General features: G+C 62.9%; 17 protein-coding genes and 1 tRNA gene. 10 read left to right on the forward strand and 8 right to left on the reverse strand.

Translation table 11 applies throughout. From position 1 onward, the window contains the following. Nucleotide 1: 1 nt before the first annotated feature. Complete coding sequence (locus tag ABL914_RS01870) at nucleotides 2-1,501, reverse strand: CoA-acylating methylmalonate-semialdehyde dehydrogenase (protein WP_391561451.1); 1,500 nt, start codon at nucleotides 1,499-1,501, stop codon at nucleotides 2-4. Between the two features lie 147 nt (nucleotides 1,502-1,648). Between ABL914_RS01870 and ABL914_RS01875 the strand changes: the two genes are divergently transcribed. Together ABL914_RS01875 and ABL914_RS01880 are read left to right on the forward strand one after the other, a co-directional pair. Next, nucleotides 1,649-2,407, forward strand: a complete 759-nt coding sequence (locus ABL914_RS01875; protein WP_391561452.1) for a cytochrome b/b6 domain-containing protein — start codon at nucleotides 1,649-1,651, stop codon at nucleotides 2,405-2,407. Continuing rightward, nucleotides 2,404-3,159 carry a molybdopterin-dependent oxidoreductase gene (locus ABL914_RS01880; protein ID WP_391561453.1) on the forward strand — a complete coding sequence of 252 codons (756 nt, stop codon included), beginning with the start codon at nucleotides 2,404-2,406 and terminating at the stop codon, nucleotides 3,157-3,159. The genes ABL914_RS01875 and ABL914_RS01880 overlap by 4 nt, the downstream gene beginning before the upstream one ends. Before the next feature lie 10 nt (nucleotides 3,160-3,169). Here ABL914_RS01880 and ABL914_RS01885 read toward each other — a convergent pair whose 3' ends face one another. Genes ABL914_RS01885 through ABL914_RS01895 form a run of 3 tightly spaced genes read right to left on the reverse strand, consistent with a single transcriptional unit; the run spans nucleotide 3,170 to nucleotide 4,471 of the window. Further along, complete coding sequence (locus ABL914_RS01885; protein ID WP_391561454.1) at nucleotides 3,170-3,472, reverse strand: putative quinol monooxygenase; 303 nt, start codon at nucleotides 3,470-3,472, stop codon at nucleotides 3,170-3,172. Between the two features lie 26 nt (nucleotides 3,473-3,498). Next, nucleotides 3,499-4,059, reverse strand: coding sequence for a thermonuclease family protein (locus tag ABL914_RS01890; protein WP_391561455.1), 561 nt, complete (start codon nucleotides 4,057-4,059; stop codon nucleotides 3,499-3,501). 10 nt (nucleotides 4,060-4,069) lie between these two features. Beyond that, complete coding sequence (locus ABL914_RS01895) at nucleotides 4,070-4,471, reverse strand: thermonuclease family protein (protein WP_391561456.1); 402 nt, start codon at nucleotides 4,469-4,471, stop codon at nucleotides 4,070-4,072. Between the two features lie 200 nt (nucleotides 4,472-4,671). On the opposite strand from ABL914_RS01895, the gene ABL914_RS01900 reads away from it, so the two are divergent. From ABL914_RS01900 to ABL914_RS01915, 4 genes are all read left to right on the forward strand, one after another. Next, complete coding sequence (locus ABL914_RS01900; RefSeq protein WP_391561457.1) at nucleotides 4,672-5,817, forward strand: aminotransferase class I/II-fold pyridoxal phosphate-dependent enzyme; 1,146 nt, start codon at nucleotides 4,672-4,674, stop codon at nucleotides 5,815-5,817. A 45-nt stretch (nucleotides 5,818-5,862) separates the two neighbouring features. Beyond that, on the forward strand, nucleotides 5,863-6,822 hold the full coding sequence (locus ABL914_RS01905) for a carotenoid biosynthesis protein (RefSeq protein ID WP_391561458.1): 960 nt from the start codon (nucleotides 5,863-5,865) through the stop codon (nucleotides 6,820-6,822). Nucleotides 6,823-6,899: 77 nt separating this feature from the next. Further along, complete coding sequence (locus ABL914_RS01910; protein ID WP_391561459.1) at nucleotides 6,900-9,938, forward strand: NAD(P)-binding protein; 3,039 nt, start codon at nucleotides 6,900-6,902, stop codon at nucleotides 9,936-9,938. Between the two features lie 13 nt (nucleotides 9,939-9,951). Further along, entirely contained in the window at nucleotides 9,952-11,661 is a 1,710-nt protein-coding gene (locus ABL914_RS01915; RefSeq protein ID WP_391561460.1) for a TIR domain-containing protein, read from the forward strand. A gap of 34 nt (nucleotides 11,662-11,695) precedes the next feature. Here the strand turns inward: ABL914_RS01915 and ABL914_RS01920 are convergent. From ABL914_RS01920 to ABL914_RS01935, 4 genes are all read right to left on the reverse strand, one after another. Further along, a tRNA-Gly gene (locus ABL914_RS01920) sits at nucleotides 11,696-11,769 on the reverse strand. Between the two features lie 150 nt (nucleotides 11,770-11,919). Then, entirely contained in the window at nucleotides 11,920-12,918 is a 999-nt protein-coding gene (locus ABL914_RS01925; protein ID WP_391561461.1) for a YadA family autotransporter adhesin, read from the reverse strand. 246 nt (nucleotides 12,919-13,164) lie between these two features. Beyond that, nucleotides 13,165-13,734, reverse strand: a complete 570-nt coding sequence (locus ABL914_RS01930; RefSeq protein WP_391561462.1) for an RNA polymerase sigma factor — start codon at nucleotides 13,732-13,734, stop codon at nucleotides 13,165-13,167. A 2-nt stretch (nucleotides 13,735-13,736) separates the two neighbouring features. Beyond that, nucleotides 13,737-14,390, reverse strand: a complete 654-nt coding sequence (locus ABL914_RS01935) for a hypothetical protein (RefSeq protein ID WP_391561463.1) — start codon at nucleotides 14,388-14,390, stop codon at nucleotides 13,737-13,739. Between the two features lie 123 nt (nucleotides 14,391-14,513). On the opposite strand from ABL914_RS01935, the gene ABL914_RS01940 reads away from it, so the two are divergent. From ABL914_RS01940 to ABL914_RS01955, 4 genes are read left to right on the forward strand one after another with little or no spacing between them, the layout of a single operon-like run. Further along, nucleotides 14,514-16,079 (forward strand): hypothetical protein, encoded by a 1,566-nt coding sequence (locus ABL914_RS01940; RefSeq protein WP_391561464.1) that lies wholly within the window; start codon nucleotides 14,514-14,516, stop codon nucleotides 16,077-16,079. A gap of 20 nt (nucleotides 16,080-16,099) precedes the next feature. Beyond that, on the forward strand, nucleotides 16,100-20,671 hold the full coding sequence (locus tag ABL914_RS01945; protein WP_391561465.1) for a cytochrome P450: 4,572 nt from the start codon (nucleotides 16,100-16,102) through the stop codon (nucleotides 20,669-20,671). After that, on the forward strand, nucleotides 20,664-21,293 hold the full coding sequence (locus tag ABL914_RS01950) for an anti-sigma factor family protein (protein WP_391561466.1): 630 nt from the start codon (nucleotides 20,664-20,666) through the stop codon (nucleotides 21,291-21,293). Before ABL914_RS01945 ends, ABL914_RS01950 begins: the two co-directional genes overlap by 8 nt. After that, on the forward strand, nucleotides 21,290-22,552 hold the full coding sequence (locus tag ABL914_RS01955) for a S8 family serine peptidase (protein ID WP_391561467.1): 1,263 nt from the start codon (nucleotides 21,290-21,292) through the stop codon (nucleotides 22,550-22,552). The genes ABL914_RS01950 and ABL914_RS01955 overlap by 4 nt, the downstream gene beginning before the upstream one ends. Nucleotide 22,553 lies beyond the last annotated feature (1 nt).

Here is a 22,553-nt window from a genome sequence, read left to right on the forward strand (position 1 = left end):
TTCACCCCATCGTCGGGATGATAAACGCGTTTGATCCATCGCCGCCGCCATCGGGCCAGCGGGCGGTGATTTTCTTGACCTTGGTCCAGAATTTCAGGCCTTCCATGCCGTACTGATCGGTATCGCCAAAGCCAGAACGCTTCCAGCCGCCAAACGAGTGATAGGCCACCGGCACCGGGATTGGCACGTTGATGCCGACCATGCCGACATTGACGCGGGCAGCAAATTCACGCGCCGCATGCCCATTGCGGGTAAAGATCGCCACGCCGTTTCCATACTGGTGCTTGCTGGGAAGAGTCAGCGCGTGTTCGAAATCGGTGGCGCGGACGATTTGCAGGACAGGGCCGAAAATCTCATTGTGATAGCTGGTCATGTCAGCCGTGACATGATCGAGCAGCGTCGGCCCCAGGAAATAGCCTTCCTCATGCCCTTGCATGGTGAAGCCGCGGCCATCGATCACCAGTTCGCTGCCTTCGTCCACCGCGGTCTGGATCCAGCGTTCGATATTGGCCTTGTGCATCGCAGTGACGACCGGGCCATACTGGGCATCGGGATCGGTCGAAATGCCGACCTTGAGCGCTTCGATCGCCGGAATCAGCTTGGCCTTCAATCGCTCGGCCGTGTCTTCGCCCACTGGCACTACAACCGGCAGCGCCATGCAGCGTTCGCCCGCAGAACCAAACGCTGCGCCGCACAGATCACCGACCACCTGATCCAGATCGGCATCGGGCATCACAATCCCGTGGTTCTTGGCCCCGCCCATCGCCTGCACGCGTTTGCCCGCAGCAACCCCGCGCGAATAGACATACTGTGCTATATCGCTTGAGCCAACGAAGCTGACCGCCGAAATCGCCGGGTGATCAAGGATCAGATCGACCATTTCCTTATCGCCGTGAACAACCTGGAAGATCCCGTCGGGCAGGCCGGCTTCGAGCCACATCTCCGCAATCCGCACCGGCACCGAAGGATCGCGCTCGCTGGGCTTGAGGATAAAGGCGTTGCCCGCTGCAATCGCCATCGCGCCCATCCACAGCGGGATCATCGCCGGGAAGTTGAACGGGGTGATGCCGGCACCAATCCCCAGCGGTTGGCGCATTGAAGTGACGTCAATCCCGGGACCGGCGCCGTGCGTGATCTCACCCTTCAGGACATGCGGCAGCCCGCAGCAAAATTCGACCACTTCCAGCCCGCGCTGGATATCGCCCTTGCTATCTGCCACCACTTTGCCGTGTTCGCTGGAAAGCAGCTCGGCCAGGGCCTGCATGTCGCGTTCGATCAGCGCCTTGAAATTGAACATCACCCGCGCCCGGCGCTGAGGGTTCATCGCGGCCCAGCCGGGCTGCGCTGCCGAAGCCGCTGCCACTGCGCGTTCCAGCGCATCAGCCCCGCCCAACACGACTTCTGCCTGCTGGCCGCCGTTGTTGGGATCCATCACCGCGCCCTTGCGGGTGCTGACCAAACCAGCGGTGCCGCCGTGGATGAAATGATCGATCTGCCGCATGAAACTTTCCTCCGGATTTTATACTCAAGTCCCTGCACATAGCAGCGAGTTGTGACAAGCGCCGATGTGATAGTTTTCGCTGTCCGGTAAAATGTGTGTAACCGTTGCGGCACATCCAGCGAAACAATCCCCGGGAGGGCATCAGCAATGCAGGCAACTGATCCAAAGGGCGGTGATCTGGTGCGGCGGCATCATCTGTTTACGCGGGCCTGGCACTGGATCAATCTGGTTGCGGTAACCGTGATGCTGATGAGCGGGCTGATGATCTTCAACGCCCACCCCCGGCTGTACTGGGGCCACTATGGCGCCAATGCCAAAGGCCATCCCGATCAGGCCTGGCTTGATCTTGGCCATCTGAACGGCGGCGTGCCATTTCCGCCGTGGATCACGATCCCATCGCATTACAGCCTGGCCGATGCCCGGTTGTGGCATTTCGCCTTTGCCTGGGTGCTGGGCACGGCACTGGTACTTTATCTTGGCTGGGGCCTGGTTCGCGGCCACCTGCGGCGCGATCTGGCCCCCCGGCTGGCAGAGCTGGCCCCGGCCCATCTGTGGCATGATATCAAGCAGCACGCCCGGTTGCGCTTTCCCACCGGGGCGGCAGCGCTGCGCTATAATATCCTGCAAAAGCTGGCCTATGGATCGGTCTTGATCGTGATGCTGCCGGTGACGGTGCTGACCGGGCTAACGATGTCGCCCGGGCTTGATGCAGCGTTTCCATGGTTGATCGATCTGTTCGGCGGCCGGCAATCGGCGCGTTCGATCCATTTTCTGTGCACAGCCGGGCTGGCCGGCTTTTTCCTGGTCCACATTGCCATGGTGATCCTGGCCGGGCCAATCAATGAACTGCGCTCTATGCTGACTGGCTGGTACCGCCTGCCGCAAGACCGGGAGGATCAGGCATGATTGTTTCACGGCGTAAATTGTTCGGGCTGGGTGCGGCCGGGGCCGGCGGTCTGTTGCTGGGCGGGTGCGATCAGCTGAATGACAGCCAGGCTTTCAAGGGCGTGTTAAAAGGTGCAACCGGGCTCAACCTGCGGACCCACCGCCTGCTGATGGGCAATAGCCTGGCCCGCGAGTTTTCTGAGGCAGAGATGTCGCCGGTGTTCAAGGCCAATGGCAGCATATCGGTGGCTGATCCAGCCTATCGCCAGCAGCTGGCCCAGCAATTCGGCGGCTGGGCGCTAAGGGTTGATGGCCTGGTCAGGCAGCCGTTGATACTGCCACTTACCGCGCTCAAATCAATGCCGCAGCGCAGCCAGATCACCCGGCACGATTGCGTTGAAGGGTGGAGCGCGATCGGCAAATGGCAGGGCCCGCAACTGGGCAAGGTGCTGGAAACCGCCGGCCTGCTGCCAGCGGCGCGCTATGCCGTGTTTCACTGCGCCGATATTCTTGAAGGCGCACCTTATTACGAATCGATCGATCTGGTCGATGCGTTCCATCCGCAGACGATCCTGGCCTGGCGGATGAACGACCAGCCGCTGGACGAAGCCCACGGCGCTCCGATCCGGCTCAGGGTGGAGCGCCAGCTTGGCTACAAGCAAGCCAAATACGTGATGCGGATCGAACTTACCGATAGCCTGGCCGGGTTCTATCGCGGCGGCGGCGGGCACTGGGAAGATGCCCGCGGCTATCAGTGGTACGCCGGAATCTAGGGTCAGGACCCTAGATCAGTTTGCGCACGGCCTCGGCGCTATAAAGCCACAGGTCTGCGCCTTCGCGCTGAACACTGCCCATCGCCTTGTTGAACGTGGCCATATGCGCGCTGGCGCCGTGCGCGGCGAGCGCTTCCTGGCTTTCCCAGCGTTCGGAAATGCGGATCAGATCGGGATCAGAGATGTCTTGCGCAAAGGCATAGTGCAGACAGCCTTGCTCTTCATTGGTGGCTGCAACCATCGCGATCGCCTGTTCGCGAACCTTCTCGAATTCGCCGCTTGCCAGTTTGATCCAACCTTCAATCTGCAACATTATCCCGCTCCCTGAGCAACCGCGAATCAGCACCATGGCCCGCGTGAGCCGTGAAGATAGGGCCGGGAAAGGCCGCTGGCCACCATATCATCAGCAAGCGACTGGACAGTGCCGTCCGCGCGCGCGCGCAGCAGGTGGCGAAGTTCACGGCCATATTCATCGCGCACCGCCGGGGTTGGGCCGGCCAAAGTTACCGGGCCCTGATTGAGCAGTGCCAGCAGATACATCGATGCCGCCTCACCCTTTTGGGCTTCATCGGCGCAGCGCGGCGATCGCACTTCGGGCGCGTCGATCCCGATCACGCGGATCATGCGCTGGCCGATCATGATCGTATCGCCATCGATCACGCAGCCCATGCTGCGGCCCTTGCCGCAACGCGTGAACGGGCCCTTGATCACTTCGCTGGGTCCGGCGGGGATTGCATCGGGCCCGATCCGCTGCTGGCCAAGAAAATACCACATAGCGCCAACCAGCAGCGCTGCACCCAGCCACCAGCGCAGTGCATTCCAGAACCGGCGCAGGCGGCTTTCGCCGCTCCAGCGGTGGGCGGGCAGGACCGGGCGCGGGGCAGGACGGCGATGCAGCATCGCCGCTGGGCTAGCCGGGCAGGCGGCCCTGGGCAAGCGCGCCGCACCAATCGCTGCGCCGCCCGCGCCACGGTTCGGCCAGACCTTCGCTGACCAATTGTGCGCCCAGCGATCGATCGCCGCGTTTGATCACGCGCAGCGCGCGGCCATAACGGTCTGTGCTGCGCCCCTTTACTGCCAGCTCGAATGGCCCCGCGTTAAGCAACTGCGCCAGCCGAAGCGTCGCCCGTTTGCCCAGTTCGCGCTCTGCCAGGCAGCCGGCCTGGTGGGTTTCAGGCGCATTGATATCCGCGATCCTGACCTTCTCCCCGCCCAGCCAGAAAGTATCGCCATCAACCACGCAATTTATCCGCGGCGCATCGCTGCAAAGCGTGAATGTGGCGGCGGCGAGCAGGGCAAGGGGTAGCGGCATAGCCGGCAAAATGCCCGGCCCAGGCCACCCGGCGCTATCCGGGAATGACCTTGGTTTGGCTCCGATGCGGAGGTTTAGGGTTTGATTTGAACCGCGCGCATGCGCAGATTTCGCCCTGGAGCAGCGATCATTCAAGCCAGCGCCCTAGATCATGAACGCATAACCTAGCCACCCCGCAGCACTGCGGCTAAAGCGGGGTCATGGCCAGCAACGCGCCCAAGACCACTGTATTCGAAACCATGTCCGCTTTGGCGCGAGAGCTGGGGGCGATCAATCTTGGGCAAGGTTTTCCGGAAATGGAAGAGCCACCTGAACTGATCGCCGCGGCCCAGCGGGCGCTGGCTGAACGGTCCAATCAATACCCGCCGATGCGCGGATTGCCCGAATTGCGCGGGGCGATCCGCGATTACTATGCCCGAACACAAGGGTTGGAGATCGCCGATGATGGCGTGATCGTGACCTCAGGCGGGACCGAAGCGCTGGCCGCCAGCTTGCTTGCGCTGGTCCGCCCGGGGGACGAGGTGATCCTGGTCCAGCCGCTTTACGATGCCTATCTGCCGCTGATCGAATGGGCCGGGGGCCGGGCCAAATTCATCAGCCTGACCCCGCCCGATTGGGCGTTCCCGCTGGCGGCGTTGGCGGCGGCAATTGGCCCTGAAACGCGCGGGATCGTGCTCAACACGCCCAACAATCCGGTCGGCACGATGTTGGGGCGCAGTATGCTCGAAGCGATCGGCACCTTGGCTCAGGCCCACGATCTGTGGGTGCTGTGCGACGAGGTGTGGGAAGGGATGGTGTTCGATGGAACTGCGCATGTCTCGCCGCTGGCGATCCCGGCGTTGGCCGAACGCGCGATCAAGATCGGATCGGCTGGCAAAATCTTTTCAATGACCGGATGGAAAGTCGGCTGGGCCGTGGCCGCTCCGGCACTGGCTGCGCAGATCGCGGCACGGCATCAGTTCCTGACCTTTACCACCGCCACCCCGCTGCAATGGGCGGTGGCAGACGCCTTTGCCTTGCCGCAGCACTGGCACAGCGCGCACCTGGCCCGGTACCAAGCCGCCAAAGCGCGGCTGGTAGATGGATTGACCGCAGCAGGCTTTGCCGTGTTGCCCGCCAGCGGCACCTGGTTCATCACCATAGACCTGGCCGGATCGGGGCTGCCGGCCGATGACGCAGCGGTTGCGGAACGGCTGCTGCGCCAGGCCGGTGTAGCTTCGATCCCCGTCTCAGCCTTCTATGCCGAAAAGGCAGAGCACGGATTTTTGCGGCTGTGCTTTACCAAGCAGCCCGAAGTTATCGATCAAGCGATTGAACGACTGGCACAATTTCGCCGAACGGGTTGAGCGCTTGCATTTGCGGCTGCGGGGCAGGATGATCGCAGGCGGGCAATGCAGCAAAAAAGCTGGCCGATGGGGGATGTTATGACGAGCGGCAATGGTGCGGGGATCGCACGCATCCCCAATTCGGTGTGGATTCTGGCATTGGCCCTGATCGGCTGGATATTCTACGCCGGGATTGCGACCGGCGGGTTCGATTTCCCGATTGAGCGGATGCCCTGGTCGATCCTGGTACCAGGTTTTGCCGGGTTCTGTTTCGTCCATTCGGTGGTCATGCTGGGGCACCGGCGGGCGGTGCTGCTGCTGATCCTGTGCACCACATTTGCTTTTGCCAGCGAATATATCGGCGAAGCCACCGGGATCATATTTGGGCCCTATTACTACACCGATGTGTTGGGCCCCAAGATCCTGGGGCTGATCCCGCTGCTGATCCCGTTCGCCTGGTACATGATGTTTTATCCCAGCTATGTCGTCACCAATCTGCTGGCCGAAGGGCACCCGGTTTCGCAAGGGACCGGAACGGCGTGGATTTTGTGGATCTGCGCACTGAGCGCACTGGTGATGACCGCCTGGGATCTGACGATGGACCCGATCATGAGCTTTCACACCTGCCAGACCGGAACGATCGATTGCCTGCCGGCGGTGCTAGATGAAAAAGTGGTGGGACACCCGGCCTGGGTCTGGACCGATGGGGGGTCATATTTTGGCGTACCGCTCAGCAATTATCGCGGCTGGTTGCTGACCGCATTCGTGGTGTTTCTAGCCTATCGCCTGCTGGAACGGCGGCTGGTTCATGAACCCTGGCCGGGCGGGGTGTCCAAGGTTGTCGCGGTATTGCCAGTGCTGGGCTATGGTTCGATGGCCTTTATCGATGCCTGGCTGGGCAATCCCAAGGTTGAGGATGTCCACCTGATTTCACCCTTTGCGATGGGCATTCCGTTCCTGTTTGCCGCCTTTACGCTGTTTGCGCGCAACCCGGACATGCCGATCTGGCCGCATCACACGGCTTAGGAGTAGACTCCGGCGCAAAAATGCCGTTTCGTGCGGCTGTGGGGTCGTATCCATCAGGCGCGCAAGGGAGAATCGGCGTGGCCAAGACCAAGGTTGCAATACTTGGTGGCGGGCTTTCTGGACTGGTTACGGCGTTCAATCTGACCGCCCCCGAACAGCAAGACAGCTATGATGTAACGATCTACCAGCTGGGCTGGCGGCTGGGCGGCAAATGCGCCACCGGGCGCAATCCCGATTATCACCAGCGCATTCAGGAACACGGGCTGCACGTGTTCATGGGGCAATACGATAACGCCTTCACCATGGTGCAATCGCTCTATGCCGAGGCTGCAAAACCGCCGTTTGCGGATTGGCGCAAGGGCTTTACCCAGGTTCCGGCGATGAGCCTGATGGAAGAGGTGGACGGCCAGTGGATCCCCTGGGTGATCGATCTGCCGGTATTCCCCGGCACACCAGGAATAGACGAGCCGCCTTCGATCTTTGGCCGGATGGTCCAGTTCATCGAATGGATCCTGGGCCAGCTTGAAGGCGATCACGCCGCACATTTTCCTGCTGGCCCGGCCGCTGGCGCATCGTGGTGGGAAAAGGCGATCGCCTGGCTGCTGGGCCTGATCGGGCGCGGGATTGAACATGCCGCGCTGGCCCTGCTGCGCGATGTGATGGCACTGATAAACGCGCTTGATCCCGATCCGATTACCCATAGCCCGGCCCAGCACAGTGCAATTGCCGATCTTCTGCACGAACTGAGAGTGATGGTGGGCCGCACGATTGGCCATCTGGTCCAAGGCAGCACACCGCTTCGGCGGCTGTGGATCATGATCGATTTTGGCATGTCCAGCCTGATTGGCGGCCTGCGTGATGGCTTGCTGCTTGATCCGGACAAGAACCTGGCAGCGGTCAACAAGCTTGATTACAAGCAGTGGCTGGCCGCGCACGGGGCCGATCCACTAACCACCAATTCAGCACCGGTGCGCGCGCTGTACGATCTGATCTTTGCCTATCCCGGCGGCGATTGGCAGGGCCCGGGCAATTGCGAAGCGGGCACGATGTTCCTCAGCCTGATGAACACCGCAACCTATCAGGGCTCGATAATCTGGAAGTTCAACACCGCCACCGGCGATCTGGTGGCAGAGCCGCTTTATCAGGTGCTGAAGGCGCGCGGGGTCTCGTTCGAATTCTTCCACCGGGTTGATGCGCTGGTTCCCGATGCCAGCGGCACCAGCATCGGCTCGGTCGTAATCGGCCGCCAGGTTGCGTTGAAGGACGCAAGCTACAATCCGCTCTATCCGCTTGCCAGTGGACAGATGGTCTGGCCTGATCGCCCACTTTACGATCAGATCAAGAATGGCGCCGCATTGAAGGCCAGCGGGGCCGATCTGGAATCGAAGTGGACCAGCTGGGCCGATGCATTGCCGCCCCGCACGATTACCGCCGGGACCGATTATGATCTGCTGGTTCTGGCTATTCCGCCCGGCGCGCACCGCGATATCTGCGCCGGACTGATTGCGCAAAAGCCAGCCTGGCAGACCTACATCGATGCGGTCCAGACCGTTGCAACGCAAAGCCTGCAAACCTGGACCACCACCAATGAGGCCGGGCTGGGCTGGGACAATCCGGCGATGATCGGCGGGTTCGATGCCGCAAACCTCAATTCCTGGGCCGATATTTCCGAAGTTCTGGCCACCGAAGAATGGCCGGCATCAAGCGGAGTAGTGGCCGCGCAGATCGCCTGCGGGCCGATGCCTTGCCCGCCCTATCCCCCGGCCAGAGATGATGCGGCCTATCCGGCGCAGGCGCAGGCCCTGATCGAAGCCAGCGCGAAGGACTATCTTGATGGACAGGCCAGCACATTCTGGCCCAACCGCTTTGGCCCCGATGGGCCAAAAGCCGGAACCCTGGCCAGCAGCTATAACCGCGCCAACATCGATCCAAGCGAGCGTTATACATTGAGCGTGGCAGATACGGCCCGCATGCGGCTGCGCACCGATGGATCGGGCTATGGCAATCTCTACCTTACCGGAGACTGGATCCAGAACGGCCAGAACCTTGGCTCGTTTGAAGCAACCACGGTTTCGGGCATGCTGGCCAGCCGGGCGATTTCGGGATTTCCTGTTAGCATCAAACGGATCGATGCGGCGCGGTACAGCACGGTTCGGCAGGTGCCCGGCGCCCTGCCGCGGTTTGCCGAGCATTCCGGATCGGCGACGTTCCCCGGCAAAATAGAGCTCAATCAGACCCGGATGTGGGCCTTTCTGGTTGAAGCCGATCAGGCCCGGATGACCGCCTGGTGTCAAGCCATATTCGATGGGCCCAGCCACGGCGCGGTGCAGGTTTTGCCGCTGTCCTCGTTCATGATGATGACGGTGGTCGATATCGGCGTGGGCCGCTTTGCCGCCGCGCCCGAGATGGGCTGGTCAAGCGAGCGAGAGTTGACATTCTGGTTGCCGGCGGTGCGAGTTGAAGACCGGGACGGACTGAAAGTGGCGACCCATTTCAACATGGTCATGCCCTATCTGGTGCTGAACAATCCGGTCGCGATTGCATCGGGCCGCGAGATTTTTGGATACTTCAAGCAAGCCGGGCACATCACCTGCCCCGGCGATCCCGGCAATCCGGCGGGCCTTTCGGTCGATCTGTTCGCCACCAAAACATTTGGCCAGGACAGCCAAGAGCAATACCAGCGGCTGCTGGATCTGACCCCCACCGCCAGTCCGCCGGGCCCGCTGGACCAGGCGGCCCAGACATTCGAGGGCGGAGCCAGGGCGCTGTGGTCGATGATGAAAAGCGATGCCCAGCGCTGGTATCCCAGCCTTGAACTGGGCGAAGACCTGTTGGCCGATGTGCTGGAGCGGCGGATCCCGCAGCTGTTCCTCAAACAGTTTCGCGATGTGGCTGATGGCACCCGGGCCTGCTATCAGGCGATTGCGCAAGCACCCGGTTATGTGACGAAGTTTGACTCGATGCCGCATCTGACCGAATTCGACATGGTGCTGCACCACCTTGATTCGTCACCGATCGCCACTGATTTCGGAATAGCGCCGCAGCAAACCCTGCTGGGCGTCGAATTTGTCTATGACATGACGATCATGCCCGGCTCTGTGTTGTGGAAAGCCTGAGGCGAGCGCGCGGATGAGCCAGATTTTTCTCTCCTATAACCGCGAGGATCAGGCCACTGCGCGCTTGTTTGCCGAAGCGTTCCAGCGCGCCGGACTGGATGTGTGGTGGGATGTCACGCTGCGATCGGGCGAGGCCTATGATGAGGTGACCGAAAATGCGCTGCGCCGCGCCAGCGCAGTTGTGGTGCTGTGGTCGCCGCGCAGTGTGGTTTCGCGCTGGGTCCGTTCCGAAGCAACCCTGGCCGATCGCAACAAGACCCTGGTCCCGGCGATGATCGCGCCGTGCGAACGCCCGATCATGTTCGAGCTGACCCAGACCGCCGAACTGGCGCACTGGAGCGGCGCTGATAGCGATCCGGTCTGGCAGGCCTTTCTGGCCGATGTTCAACGCTTTGTTGCCGCCGGCGCGGCTTCGGCTGACAATGCCGCAATTCCGCTTGCCCCAAACCTGACCCCAAGCCTGACCTCAGCGTTGGCCCCGGCCCCGCCGCCTGCCCGGCCGCGCCGCGGCAAGCATGGCGAAGTGCCATCGCTGGCGGTGCTGCCGTTCGCCAATCGTTCGGGCCTGCCCGAAGACGAGGTGTTCTCGCTGGGGATGGTTGAAGATATCATCGACGCCCTGTCGCAAGGCGTGAACCTGCGGGTGATTACCAGTTCGGCCACGGCCCGGTTCCGCACCGGGGCAATCCCCGATCTGACCGCCATGGCCCGCGATCTGGGCGTGCGCTATGTGATGGAGGGCAATGTCCGCCGGGCCGGGCAAATGCTGCGCGTCACCGCACAGCTGGTCGAGGCAGAAAGCGGTGCCGTGCTGTGGACCCAGCGGTTCGAACGCCCGGTTTCGGAATTGGCAGACCTTCAGGAAGATCTGGTGGTAGAGGTTTCGGCCCACCTTCACAGCCAGGTTGAGCGGCTCGAAATGGCGCGCCTGCTGAAAAAGCCCGACGATCTGACCGCCTGGGAATGTGTGACCCGGGCCAGCGCTGCTTTCCGCAATATCACGGGTGAGACATTGCTGCTGGCGCTGACCGAAGCGCAGCGCGCGGTAGAGATCGCGCCTGACTATGGCCTGGCCCATGCGATGCTGGCCGATGCTGCGGCAACGGTTTACATGTGGCTGGTGCCGGATGATCCGCAAGAGGTGCGCATGATCACAGCCAGCATCGATACGGCCATCGTGCTTGAGCCGGATAATGCGGTGGTGCTGGCCCATTTGGCTGAAGCCTACAACTATGTTGGCCGCCCCGATGATGCCCTTCGGCTGGCCATGCGCGCACGCACGATCAGCCCCAGCTGCGGCCTGGCGCACTATGCCGCGGGGGTGGCGACGACCCAGACTAACCGGATTGATGCGGCTTCGGGACACTTCGAAGATGAGCTGCGCGCTGCGCCAGGATCACACACGCTTTATGCATCGCATACCTGGCGCGGGGCAGGCCAGCTGCGCCTGCGCAATTGGCAGACCGCGCTGGATTGGTATGAAGCGGCCTGGCAACACAATTCGATGTCAACCGGCGTTCTGATCGGCCAGGCAATCGCCAATAGCTATCTTGGCAATACCCCGCAGGCCCATGCCCAGATCGACCAATTGCGCAAGCTGGACCCGGCAACCACCATCGAAGTGTGGCAACGCTGCATGAAGCGTTGGTTCATCAATTGTGACCATGAACCCGAAATGACCGCGCTGCTGACCGGCCTGTGGCACGAAGCCAAGCTGGTCTGAAGACCCGTCGTGCTGCATATCGGTGGTTGGAAAGTGGAGCGGGTAAGGGGAATCGAACCCCTCTAGCCAGCATGGGAAGCTGGTGCATTACCACTATGCTATACCCGCTCAGCTCAGCGCGGTGCGATGATTGGGCGCGCTTGCCACTATCGCGGGGGATTCGTCAAACACTTTGGCACGGGTTCGGGCCTGGGCGCACTACAGGGCCGGAACGCCGGGATCGCAATCCCGGTATCCCGGCCTGTCTTCCCAATGCGATTACCAGGCCAGCGTCATGCCAACCCGCGCCCCGGTTGAGCCCTTGACGCTTGATCCGCTGAAGCCCGCGCTGACATAGACGTGATCGCTTGCCCGGGCGGTTACAGCGGTCGAAAAGCCCTGTTCACCGCGATAGGTTGCAAGGTTGAAGGAAATTGCCAAATTGGCATCGGCCGGCATGATCGTGCCGCCCAGCGCCATCGCGGCGGCGATCCCGGCTTCGTTCTGGCGCTGGTTCAGCGTGACCTGATTGGCCAGCATGGTTGCCGATTGCTGCACGGCATAAAGCTGGCCGCCGTTGACTGCATCGGTACTGGCCGCGCTGATCGTGCCGGGTGCGACATTGACCACGCGGCGTTCGTTGCCGGCCGAACCAACCGAGACGGTGTTGGCAGCATTCGCGATCGAACCGGTGCCCAGCGCAACCGAATTGGGCGCGCTGGCCACCGCACCAACGCCGATTGCGGCCGAATTGGTGCCGGTTGCCGCCGCGGCTGCGCCGGTGCTCTGGAAGGCCAGATAGGGATTGCCCGATGCCACGGCAGCCAGCATCTGGGTCAGGTTTACCGCATCGGTCCCGGCGGTCCCGGCTGCGACATTGGTGATCCGCCGCTGCAGCGTGATCGTGCCAACCGAAACTACGTTACTATCGCCGCCATCGCTGCTGCCCTGCCCCAATGCGACCGAATTGGTGCCTGTAACCGAAGCATTGGCACCCACAGCCGTACCATCCTGCCCGGCTGCCGATGAAGCGCCAAGCGCGGTGGAATTGGTGCCAGTGGTGGCTGCCGTTGGTCCGCAAGCCACAGCGGTTGGTTCGGTGATTACTGTTCCATTGGCAATGGTTATGCCGTCGTTAGTCGCATCAAGGCCTGAATAGGTTTGGCCATTAGCCAGCACGCAGCCATCGGCCAGTGCCGGCTGGGCCACGCCGATAATCCCGAAAACCAACCCGGCAGCGGCAGTTGCCGCCATACCTGAAATGTAAAACCTGCTCATCACTTGTGCTCCTGTATCCTGGCGATGATGCAAAATGCCCCACCCATCAGCCGCCTGGCTTGTGCCGGGCCTGCCAAGGTCGGCGTGGCGGGCGGGATGGTTCAATTGCGGCAGAAATTATTCTGGCACTGCGAAGGCAGGCAAAAGGATGGGGTGCAACGGAGCCTTGTCCATCGCACCCCATCAGGGAACCATCCGTCTTCCAGGGTCGCAAAACGGCGGATGGCTTGGGTGAAGAGCGACGACCTAGCCGGCCGCCTCAAGCAGTTCGGCAGGGGCCAGTTCGAATTTCAGTGCCTTGCGGGCATGGAACAGGCGGGTTTTGACAGTGCCTTCGGGGCAGCGGGCAATTTCGGCGATTGCCGCCAGCGGCAGATCTTCAAAATAGCACAGCATCACGGCCTCGCGCTGTTCAAAGCTTAGCCTGGCCAGCGCAGCCGCCAGCCGGGTAGAGGCATCGCTGGTTTGCGCGGCCTGTTCAGGGTTGACCGCCGGATCAGCATCAAAAGCCCCCAGATCGTCCTCAAGGCCAAGTTCAAACCGGCCATTGGCGCGCAGCCAATCGACCGCCTTGTTGCGCATGATCCGCCGCAGCCAACCTTTGGCCTGGGCATCGCCATACCCCTGATATTGTTTTGCCCCCTGCCAGACCCCGATGAAGGCGGCATCAACAACGTCTTCGGCCGCGCTGCGATCGCCCGCCAGAATGCCGGTGGCAAGCGCCAGCAAGGCCCGGCTTTCAGCACGATAAAGCCGGGTGAAGGCGGCGTGATCGCCCTTGGCTATGCCGCGAATTTCCTCGCTCAGTTCGCGCATTGTCATTCCCCCTCGCTGCCGTTCGCCGGGCACGCGCGCAGTTCCGCCCAGACCAGACTGTCGCTGGCATCATGAAAAAGCCGCGGCTCAAGGCCGGCGGCGCGCGCCGCAGCGCCAAACGCCGCAGGTGCGTGGCGTTCAATCTGCTGATCCAGCCAGATTGTTTGCCAACCGCAGCCCAGATGGCCGGGAACAAAGAATGACAAAACCAGCCGCCCGCCCGCAGCAAGGCTATCCGCCGCCGCCTTGATCGCTGGCTCAAGCTGGGTGCTTGTGATCCGATCGGGCAGGTCTGCCGCCAAAATCAGATCGAACTGGCCTGGGCCAGGACGCGGCAGGCTATCTGCCAGAAACAGGCTGCGATCTCCGCGCTGGTTGGCATGATCCAGGGTTGACCGGGACAATTCCTTGCGCGCATCAAGCGCTGCGGCGATCCCAAGCCGCTGTGACCATGCGGCCAGGACCGGTTCACGCAGTGCCGCGCCCAGTGGATGCGCCAACAGATTCTGACGCACAGCAGCTGGATTGCTGCAATCGATCAGCACGGCATCAAGCAGTCCGGCCAGATGGGTTATTCCCTGATCGATCTGCCCAGCCTCGATCCGGGACAGGATCCGGTCAAACTGGGGGGTCAGGGCGTGATCGGCTTGGTTCATGTCGGGGCATTGGCCCCTGCTGCGCCCAGCCAGCGTGAAACGAACGTCGCAGTGGCGTGAAAAAAAGCAGTGAAATCCCAAAACTTTGCGGTAAGCTTCGCTCCAACAGGGGTTGTTCACACAGTGCAGGTCGCACCATTTTCCATGCAGACGCTTGGCCCGTTCCGGCTGTCCGGTGCTGCCGGGCGGATCGATATTCCGGGCCGGCGCGCACAGGCGCTGCTGGCCATGCTGGCCGCATCGCCCAGCGCAGAACGGACCCGGGTCTGGCTGCAAGATCGGTTGTGGGGATCGCGCCCAGCCGAACAGGCACAGGCAAGCCTGCGGCGCGAGCTTTCCAGTTTGCGCAAGGTGGTCAATCGCGATGGCCAGGAGCTGCTTTGTGCAGATCACCAGCGCATCTGGATCAACCGCGATCTGGTGGTGATCGATCTGCACCAGACTGGCACCCAAGCTGTCGGCGAATTCCTTGAAGGGATCGATCTGCCGGGTGAGGAAGGGTTTGAAGACTGGCTGCGCGAGGAACGCGGCCGGTTGATGGCCGCAGCGCCCGCAGCCCCGGCGCGCAGCCAGCCCGCATTGGCGGACGGTTCATTGACATCGCTGGCGCTGCTGGAGATCGCCGGATCCGATGAGGCCGGCGATCTACTGGCTGAGCGTCTGGCGCGGATCCGCTGGCTGCGGCTGCAGGTCGGGCCGGGCAGCGATGCCGCCCGGTTTGAGATCAAGGGCCAGGTTCGCCCGGCTGGCGCTGCTGCCCCGGTGCTTTCGCTGACCCTGACCGAGCGGCATGGCGGGCGGCTGCTGTGGAGCGGGCGCTTTGCGCTGGCAGGCCTTTCGGCCGAAGCACCATCGACCATCGACGAGGCGGCAAGTGCAATCAGGGCGCGGATTGCCCAGGCCGAACAGGCCGCCGCAATCGCCGCCGATCGATCGGATCAGGCCGGATTAATCTGGCAATCGCAGTGGCACATGCACCGGATGACGCGTGAAGATGCAGTCCGCGCGGCGGAACTGGCCGACCGGGCAAGCGCGATCGATCCCTTTGCAGCCGAAGCGATTTCCCAGGCTGCATGGGTCAAATTGTGGGACCTGTGGGTTACCCGCGCCAATGCAGAGGCGATCGGCGAAGTGCGCAAGCAAGCCCAGCGCGCAATCGTGGCCGATCATCAGGACGCACGCGGGCACATGCTGGCCGGGATTGCAGAGATCTGGCTGATGCAGCCACTGCGCGCCGAAGCGCTGCTGCGCCGGGCGGTGGAACTTGATCCCAGCCTGATAATGGCCCGGGTGCAGCTGGGCTGTGCGCTCTATCTTGGGCTAAAGCTGGCCGAGGCCGAAACCGAATTGCGCACCGCGCTGCGGCTCAGCCCCAATGACCAATATCTGTTTTTCATTGCTGGTGAACTGGCGACCATCAGCCTGATGCAGCAAAATTGGGACGGCGCCCTGGTCTATGCCGAAACCGCGCTGGCAGCCCGGCGATCATACGTTCACGGCCACGTTGCCAAGGTCAACGCGCTGGTCCGGTTGGACCGGATAGCCGAAGCCCGCGCCGCGCTGAACGAACTCTACCGGGCCAATCCCGGCTACAGCCCAAAATTCATCGATTGGATTCCGTTTCTCGATTCAACCTGGAACGAATTTTTGAAAGAAGGATTGAACCGCGCAGGCCCGGCGCGCGACTAGCCTTTCGAAAGGGCCCTTCAATGCCAACTCCAAAATACTTCGCCGCCATCGAAACGGCGCAGCATGCCGCCAGCGCGCATCCCCCTGCTGCGCTTGAGCCGTTCGATTTCAGCGTGCTGGCCCCGAAGGGCAAATTGGCCGCGCTGAAATCAAACCTGGCGGGCCGGCTGTTGCCGCTGGTCTATGCCTTTTCGCGCCGGTTCAAGCCGCTGCTGCCACTGGCCGGCCTGCTGCATGTTACCCGCGAGGCGCAAGTGCGCGAAGTGCTGCTGCGGCCAGACGATTTCATCACTCCGTTTGGCCCAGAAATGGCCGAGCTGGGCGATGGGGCGACCTTCCCTTTGGGCCTCGAAGGGGCCGAACATGACCGGATGCGCGCGTTCCTGCACAAAGCGGTGCAGCGCGATGATGCGGCCTGGATCGGCGCGATGTCGCGTGATTTCACCCGCGCCTTGCTTGATAATTCGCCCGGTGAGATCGATGTCGTGGCCGATTTGCTGAAACGGGTCCCGGCTGAGATATGCCTGCGCTATTTCGGGCTTGAATGCGATGATGTGGACCAGTTCGGCGATTGGACCATGGCGCTTTCGGCCTTCCTGTTCGGCGATCCATATGGCGATGCGGGCACCCGCAAAATGGCGATGAACGCCCAGCGGCGGATCGATGCGGTGCTGGGTGATGCATTGATCCGGGCCCAGCGGCGGGCGCGATCGGGCACACTTGACGGCACCAATGCCGAAACTCTGGTTGAGCGGCTGGCCGTGATCCAGCAAGCTGAGCCGCTTGAAGATAGAGAGATCAAGGCGCTGTTGATGGGGCTGGCAACTGGCTTTATCCCCACCAACACGCTGGCAGCCAGCAACATGCTGCAAGAACTGCTGGCGCGCGGCGATGCCTGGGGCATTGCCAGCGAAGCCGCGCGCTGCGGCGATCTGGCGGCCATGCGCGCGGTGGTGATGGAGCTGGGCCGGCTCAACCCGGCGCTGGCCCCCGGGCAGTGGCGCTATTGCCCGCGCGATACCCGGATCGAGATCGATGGGCGATCGCATCCGATCAAGGCCGGCACGACGCTGCTGGTATCGACCATGTCGGCACTGCGCGATCCGCGCGCCTGGCCGCAGCCCGGCAAGTTCCGGCTCGATCGCAAGCTGGCCGATGGCAGCACCCAGGAACCCGATCTGGTCTTTGGGGTTGGCCCGCATTGGTGCCTGGGCAAATATCTGGCGATTGAACAGATCACGGCCTTGTTTGCCGAGCTGCTGGCGCGTGAAGATCTGAAGCCTGCGCCCGGCCGCGCCGGACGGATGGCCAAGTGCGGGCCGTTTCCACGCCATCTGACGATGCGCTTTTCCTCACCGGCAGCGGGGCAGACAATGTTCATCGTGCTGGCCCCGGTCGCTGATGAGACGGCACCCGTGCTGCGGGCTGAACTGGCCAAGCTGGGCAACCCGGCCGGGGCCGCGATCACCGCCGCGCTTGATGCCACCGGTCTGGTCCATTTTTGCTCGCTGGCCTGCATCGATACCGATCAAGGCCCGCGGCTGGCGTTTGAATTGACCGTCGATGGCAGCGACCGCGAAGGTCTGCGGGCCATCACCGATACGGCCGGGCACCTGCTGCGCCCGGCCTTTGCCTTTGCCGGGCTGGGCGATGGGGAGGATCTGTTCGCCTTCATGGCCGCGCGGATCGTGCCGCTGCATGGCAAACCATGGGGCGCAACCGGGCTCAACTACAATGGCCTGGGTGAATTTCCCGTCGCCAGGATTGCCCGGCAGGCACGTTTTGCCGATTTTGCCGGGCGGGTGCTGCGTGATTATGTGGCCAGCGAAACTGCACGCGGCAGCCATCCGATGCTAACCCTGGCCCATCTGCGCCGGTTGCTGCGCGGCGATGGCGAACTGCGGGCCGATGCCAGCCCGGCGCAGCTTGCGCTGATCGATGAGGCCAAGCGTGAGGGCTGGGACGCCTTTCACCTGCAAATCCAGGCGGGCCGGCTCAAGCTGGCGCAGTATAAGGAAAGCAGCGTCGGACAGCGGTTCGGCAGGTTTCTGGCCTCTCGCGATGGCCGGTTGGTGACATGGCCGCTGGCGGGCTTCGTCGCGGTCTGGGCCTGGCTGCTGGGGGCGCGCGGGGAAATGAGCCTGGCCGTCTGGTTGCTGCTGCTGGCGGCCAAGGCGCTGGCGATGGGGCTGTTCACCGCAACCGCCGTTGTGGGGGCCTATCTGTTTTTGCTGCGCCGCGCGGAAAAGCGCGATGTGCCCGATCTGTCGCACGCGCCGCTGGATAAATTGCGTGCACTGGCGGTCCAGGAAAACCCGCCCGGCTATGCCCAGAACCACATCCTAGCGGTGGGCACCTTGAAGCCTGGCTGGTTCCGTGCGCTTAACCATGCAGTGTCGCTATGGGGGATCAGGGTGCTGATCACCTATGGCTTTCGCCCCGGGCTGATCCTTAACATGGGCACGATTCATTTTGCGCGCTGGTGGCGGGTGCCGGGCACCAACAAGGTGGCATTCTATTCAAACTTCGATGGCAGCTGGGAAAGCTATCTGGAAGATTTCATCACCCGTGCGCGTCAAGGCCAGAGCGCAGCGTGGAGCAATTGGCAAGGCTTTCCCAAGACCCGCTTCATGATGGGCGATGGCGCGCGCGATGGCGATAGTTTCAAACGCTGGGAACGGATCCAGCAACAACTGGTGCCGTTCTGGTATGCCCGGTTTCCCGAACTGACAACCGATCAGATCCGCGCCAACGCGCTGATCCATTCCGGACTGGGCCTGGCCGCCAACGCCAGCGAGGGCGAGGAATGGCTGCGCTGTTTCGGATCGATGCCGCGAACGGCCAACCGGATCGAAACCGACGAAATCCAGGCTCTGGTCCTGCGCGGGATGAAACGGCTGCGCTATTCCGCCGCACTTGCACTGCAATTGCCACAAAGCGGCGAGCCGCTGGGCGAATGGCTTTGCTGGGTGCGCGGCAAGCCGATGCGCCCTGATGGCGCGGGCGGTCAGGCCGCCTGTGCGGCGCTGGTTGACGAAGGGGTCTTGTGCACCGTTCCGCGCCCGGCAGGACGTCCGGCTGAATTCATGTTGGCCAATGCCTTGACGATTGCCTTTGGCGAGCGGCCGCTGACCGGTGAGGATACCGGGTTTGATCCCGCCGCGCTGGCCTCGCCCTATGCCAGCGACGTTGCGGATTCGACCCATCAGGCGGTGTTCCTGGCACTATCGGCGGCGGGCCTGGCCCGGTTTGAAGTGCCCAATTGCCGCAGCGATGCACTGCTCAGTTCGATGCCCTATGCCTTTCGCATGGGGATGGGCGCGCGGGCGCGGGTAAACGGCGATGCCGGGCCCAGCGATCCGGCAGGATGGCGCTGGCACGATGATCCAAGCACAGCTGGCACAACCGAGGCGGTCCTGATGCTCTACGCCTCCAGCCCAGACCGGCTGAAACGGATGGTGGATCTGCACAGCCAGTTGATTGCCAACCATGGCGGATCGGTGCTTTCGCAAACCGATTGCGCGCCGGCCTTTGCCGACGAAGCCCGCGCCGATTTTGAGCACTTCGGCTACCGCGATGGCATTTCGCAGCCGGTCATCGCCGGAACCCAGCGCGGCCTGCGCGGGGTTGCGGCGCGCGATGTGCTTGAACCGGGCGAGATGATCCTGGGCTATGCCAATGCCGAAGGCTATCTGCCGCCCAGCCCGCAATTGCCGGTCGAAGCCGATGTGCGCGGGGCCCTGCCGGCCAGCGGCGTGTCTGACCCGTCGCGCTATCCCGATTTTGGTGAAGCCGCTCAGGAACGCAGCCCGCGCGATTTTGGTCGCAACGGCACCTATCTGGTCCTGCGTGAGCTCAAACAGGATGTCGCTGGCTTCGAGGGCTGGCTTGATGCTGCTGCCGATCAGCTTGGTCAGGGCGGCCTGGCAGAGCTTTACCGGCTGGTTGGGCAGCGCCCCGATCGCGAATGGATCAAGGCCAAATTGATGGGGCGTTGGCCCAGCGGGCGGCCATTGGTGGGCAATCCGATCAACCGGCTGTCCACTCCAGGCAGTATCGAGGCCGAACTGGACAACGATTTTGCCTATGGCAGCGACGACCCGCACGGTTTGGCCTGTCCGTTCGGGGCGCATATTCGCCGGACCAATCCGCGCGATAGCAAGCAGCCCGGTGATCCGGCCGAGCAAGTGATTACCAATCGCCACCGTTTGCTGCGCCGGGGCCGAACCTATACCCGCCCTGAAACCGGCGAAAAGGGCCTGCTGTTTGCCTCGATTTGCGCTGATATCGAACGCCAGTTTGAATTCGTCCAGCAGTTTTGGGCCAATGCCCCGGCATTCCACGGGCTTGAACGCGAACCCGATCCGATCATCGGCAGCGATCCGGTCGATCCGCGCAGCGGCTGTCCGCTGGGCCGCGTCTTCACCATCCCGACCGCCGCCGGGCCGATCCGGATCGAGGGGATGAAAAGCTTCGTCCAGACGATGGGCGGCGGATACTTTTTCCTGCCAAGCCGCTCGGCATTGGGCTGGCTTAGCGATACCGCACTGTATGCGCCCAGCACCGAACCCGAAGGGACAGCACATGACTGACATCGCTGATCGCGGAGAGCTTTCCAAGCTCTTGCCCTTCTACCTCAACGGAACGCTGCCCGAAGCTGCACGGGCACGGATTGAGGCCGGGCTGGCAGCATCGCCAATGTTGCGCGCCGAACTTGAAGAGCATCGCCAACTGCTGGACCTGGTTAAGGCTGGCGGGGCGCCCTGGGCTGAAATCCCTGTGCGAGCCCCTCCGGCAGTGGCCGCCAATGATACGGCTGCCGGCGGACCCGCTTCCAATTCGGTCCTGGCCTTTCTGGCACCGGCAAACTGGAGCCCGGCGGTCTCTTTGGGGCTGGCACTGGCGGTGGCGGTGCAAGCCGGGGCCTTGCTGTGGCAAAACGGCAAGATCGGGACGCTTCGCCAAGAGAACTACGAATTGGCTTCGGGCAAGGATCCAGTTGCCGGCAAAGGCTCTATTCTGGTCGAACTCAAGGCTGGCGCGGCTTGGCAACAGGTGTCTGAAATGTTCGCCGCCGAAGACTTGACGATCGTGGGCGGCGGCGATTTCGGGACATTGATCCTGCACAGCAACCAGCAAGGCGGGCGGCTTCAGCAGCAGATCGAACGCCTGCGCGGTTCTGCGCTGATTGCCACTGCGGACCCGGCCGAATGATCCGGCTGGCCGGGGCCGTTCTGGCGGCTTGTCTGACGGGATGCCTGGCCGTGCCACTGTTTGCCCAGGTGGTTGGCGGGCCTGCCACGCAGTCGCCGCCCAATGGCCCGCGGCAAAATATCGGCAGCAGCGGCGGGGGGCTGGGCATATCGCTATCGCTGGGGGGCAAAAAGATACCCGAACCGCCGCTGACTGGTCCTGCTCTGGACATGCGTGACAGGGCAATGGCAGACTATGTGCCGGACCAGGTTCTGGTCTTTCTGGAGGATCCGGCGGCGCAGCCAGCCCGGATCGCCAAGGCAGCAAAGGTCACCGTGCTTGCGGTTTCACCTTTGCCCGAACTCGGCGTGACCATGGTGGTCGCCCGGCTGGCGATCGGGGATACGCCCGAACAGGCCATGGCGCGGCTGGCGAAGGATCCCAAAGTGGCCTGGGCCCAGCCCGATTTTAATTTCCAGGTGCTGGGCAACAGCCGCGAGCAAGGCGCGGCAATAAGCGGGATCAGGATCGGACCAAAGCACAAGGTCAGCGGCACGATTGCCCTGATCGACAGCCCAGTTGATATTGGCAACGCCGCGCTGCGCGGCGCCAATATCATCCAGGAAGGCTTTGGCACGGCGCTGGATCCATCGTCCCACGGCACGGCGATTGCCGAAATTCTGGTGGGAACGGGTGCATTTGCGGGAGTGGCGCAGGGAGCCCGGTTGTTCAGTCTGGCGGCTTTCGCCCCGGTTGGAGAGGACTGGTGGCGTTCGCAATCCTCGCGGCTGGTACTGGCGCTCAACCGGGCGCTGGCGCTGCGGCCCGATGTGGTCAACATGTCGTTCGGGACCGCCCGTGATGATCCGGCGCTGGCCCGCGCCCTGGCGCGGTTCGAAGGCCTGGGGACCTGTGTGGTGGCGGCAGCGGGCAATGGCGGCGGCGGCCCCGTGCTGTTTCCGGGGCGCGATCCGCGCGTTGTGGCCGTAACCGCAATCGACAGTTCGAAAAAGGCCTATGCCTATGCCTCGCACGGGCCCGAAATTGATGTCGCCGCCTGGGGTGTCAGGATGAACGCGGCGGTGCCGGGCGGACGCCGCGCTGTATCGGGAACCAGCTTTGCCACTGCGATTGTCGCGGGCGCATTGCTGCGCGGCAAGCCATGCGGCCAACAGCATAATCCGGCCATGATGCGCGCTGCGGTTGCCGCAAAGGCGGCCGATCTTGGCCCAAAAGGCCGCGACAGCATCTTTGGGGCCGGCTTGTTTCGCTTGCCCTAGG

This window comes from Novosphingobium sp. (assembly GCF_040079535.1).
GTDB lineage: Bacteria > Pseudomonadota > Alphaproteobacteria > Sphingomonadales > Sphingomonadaceae > Novosphingobium.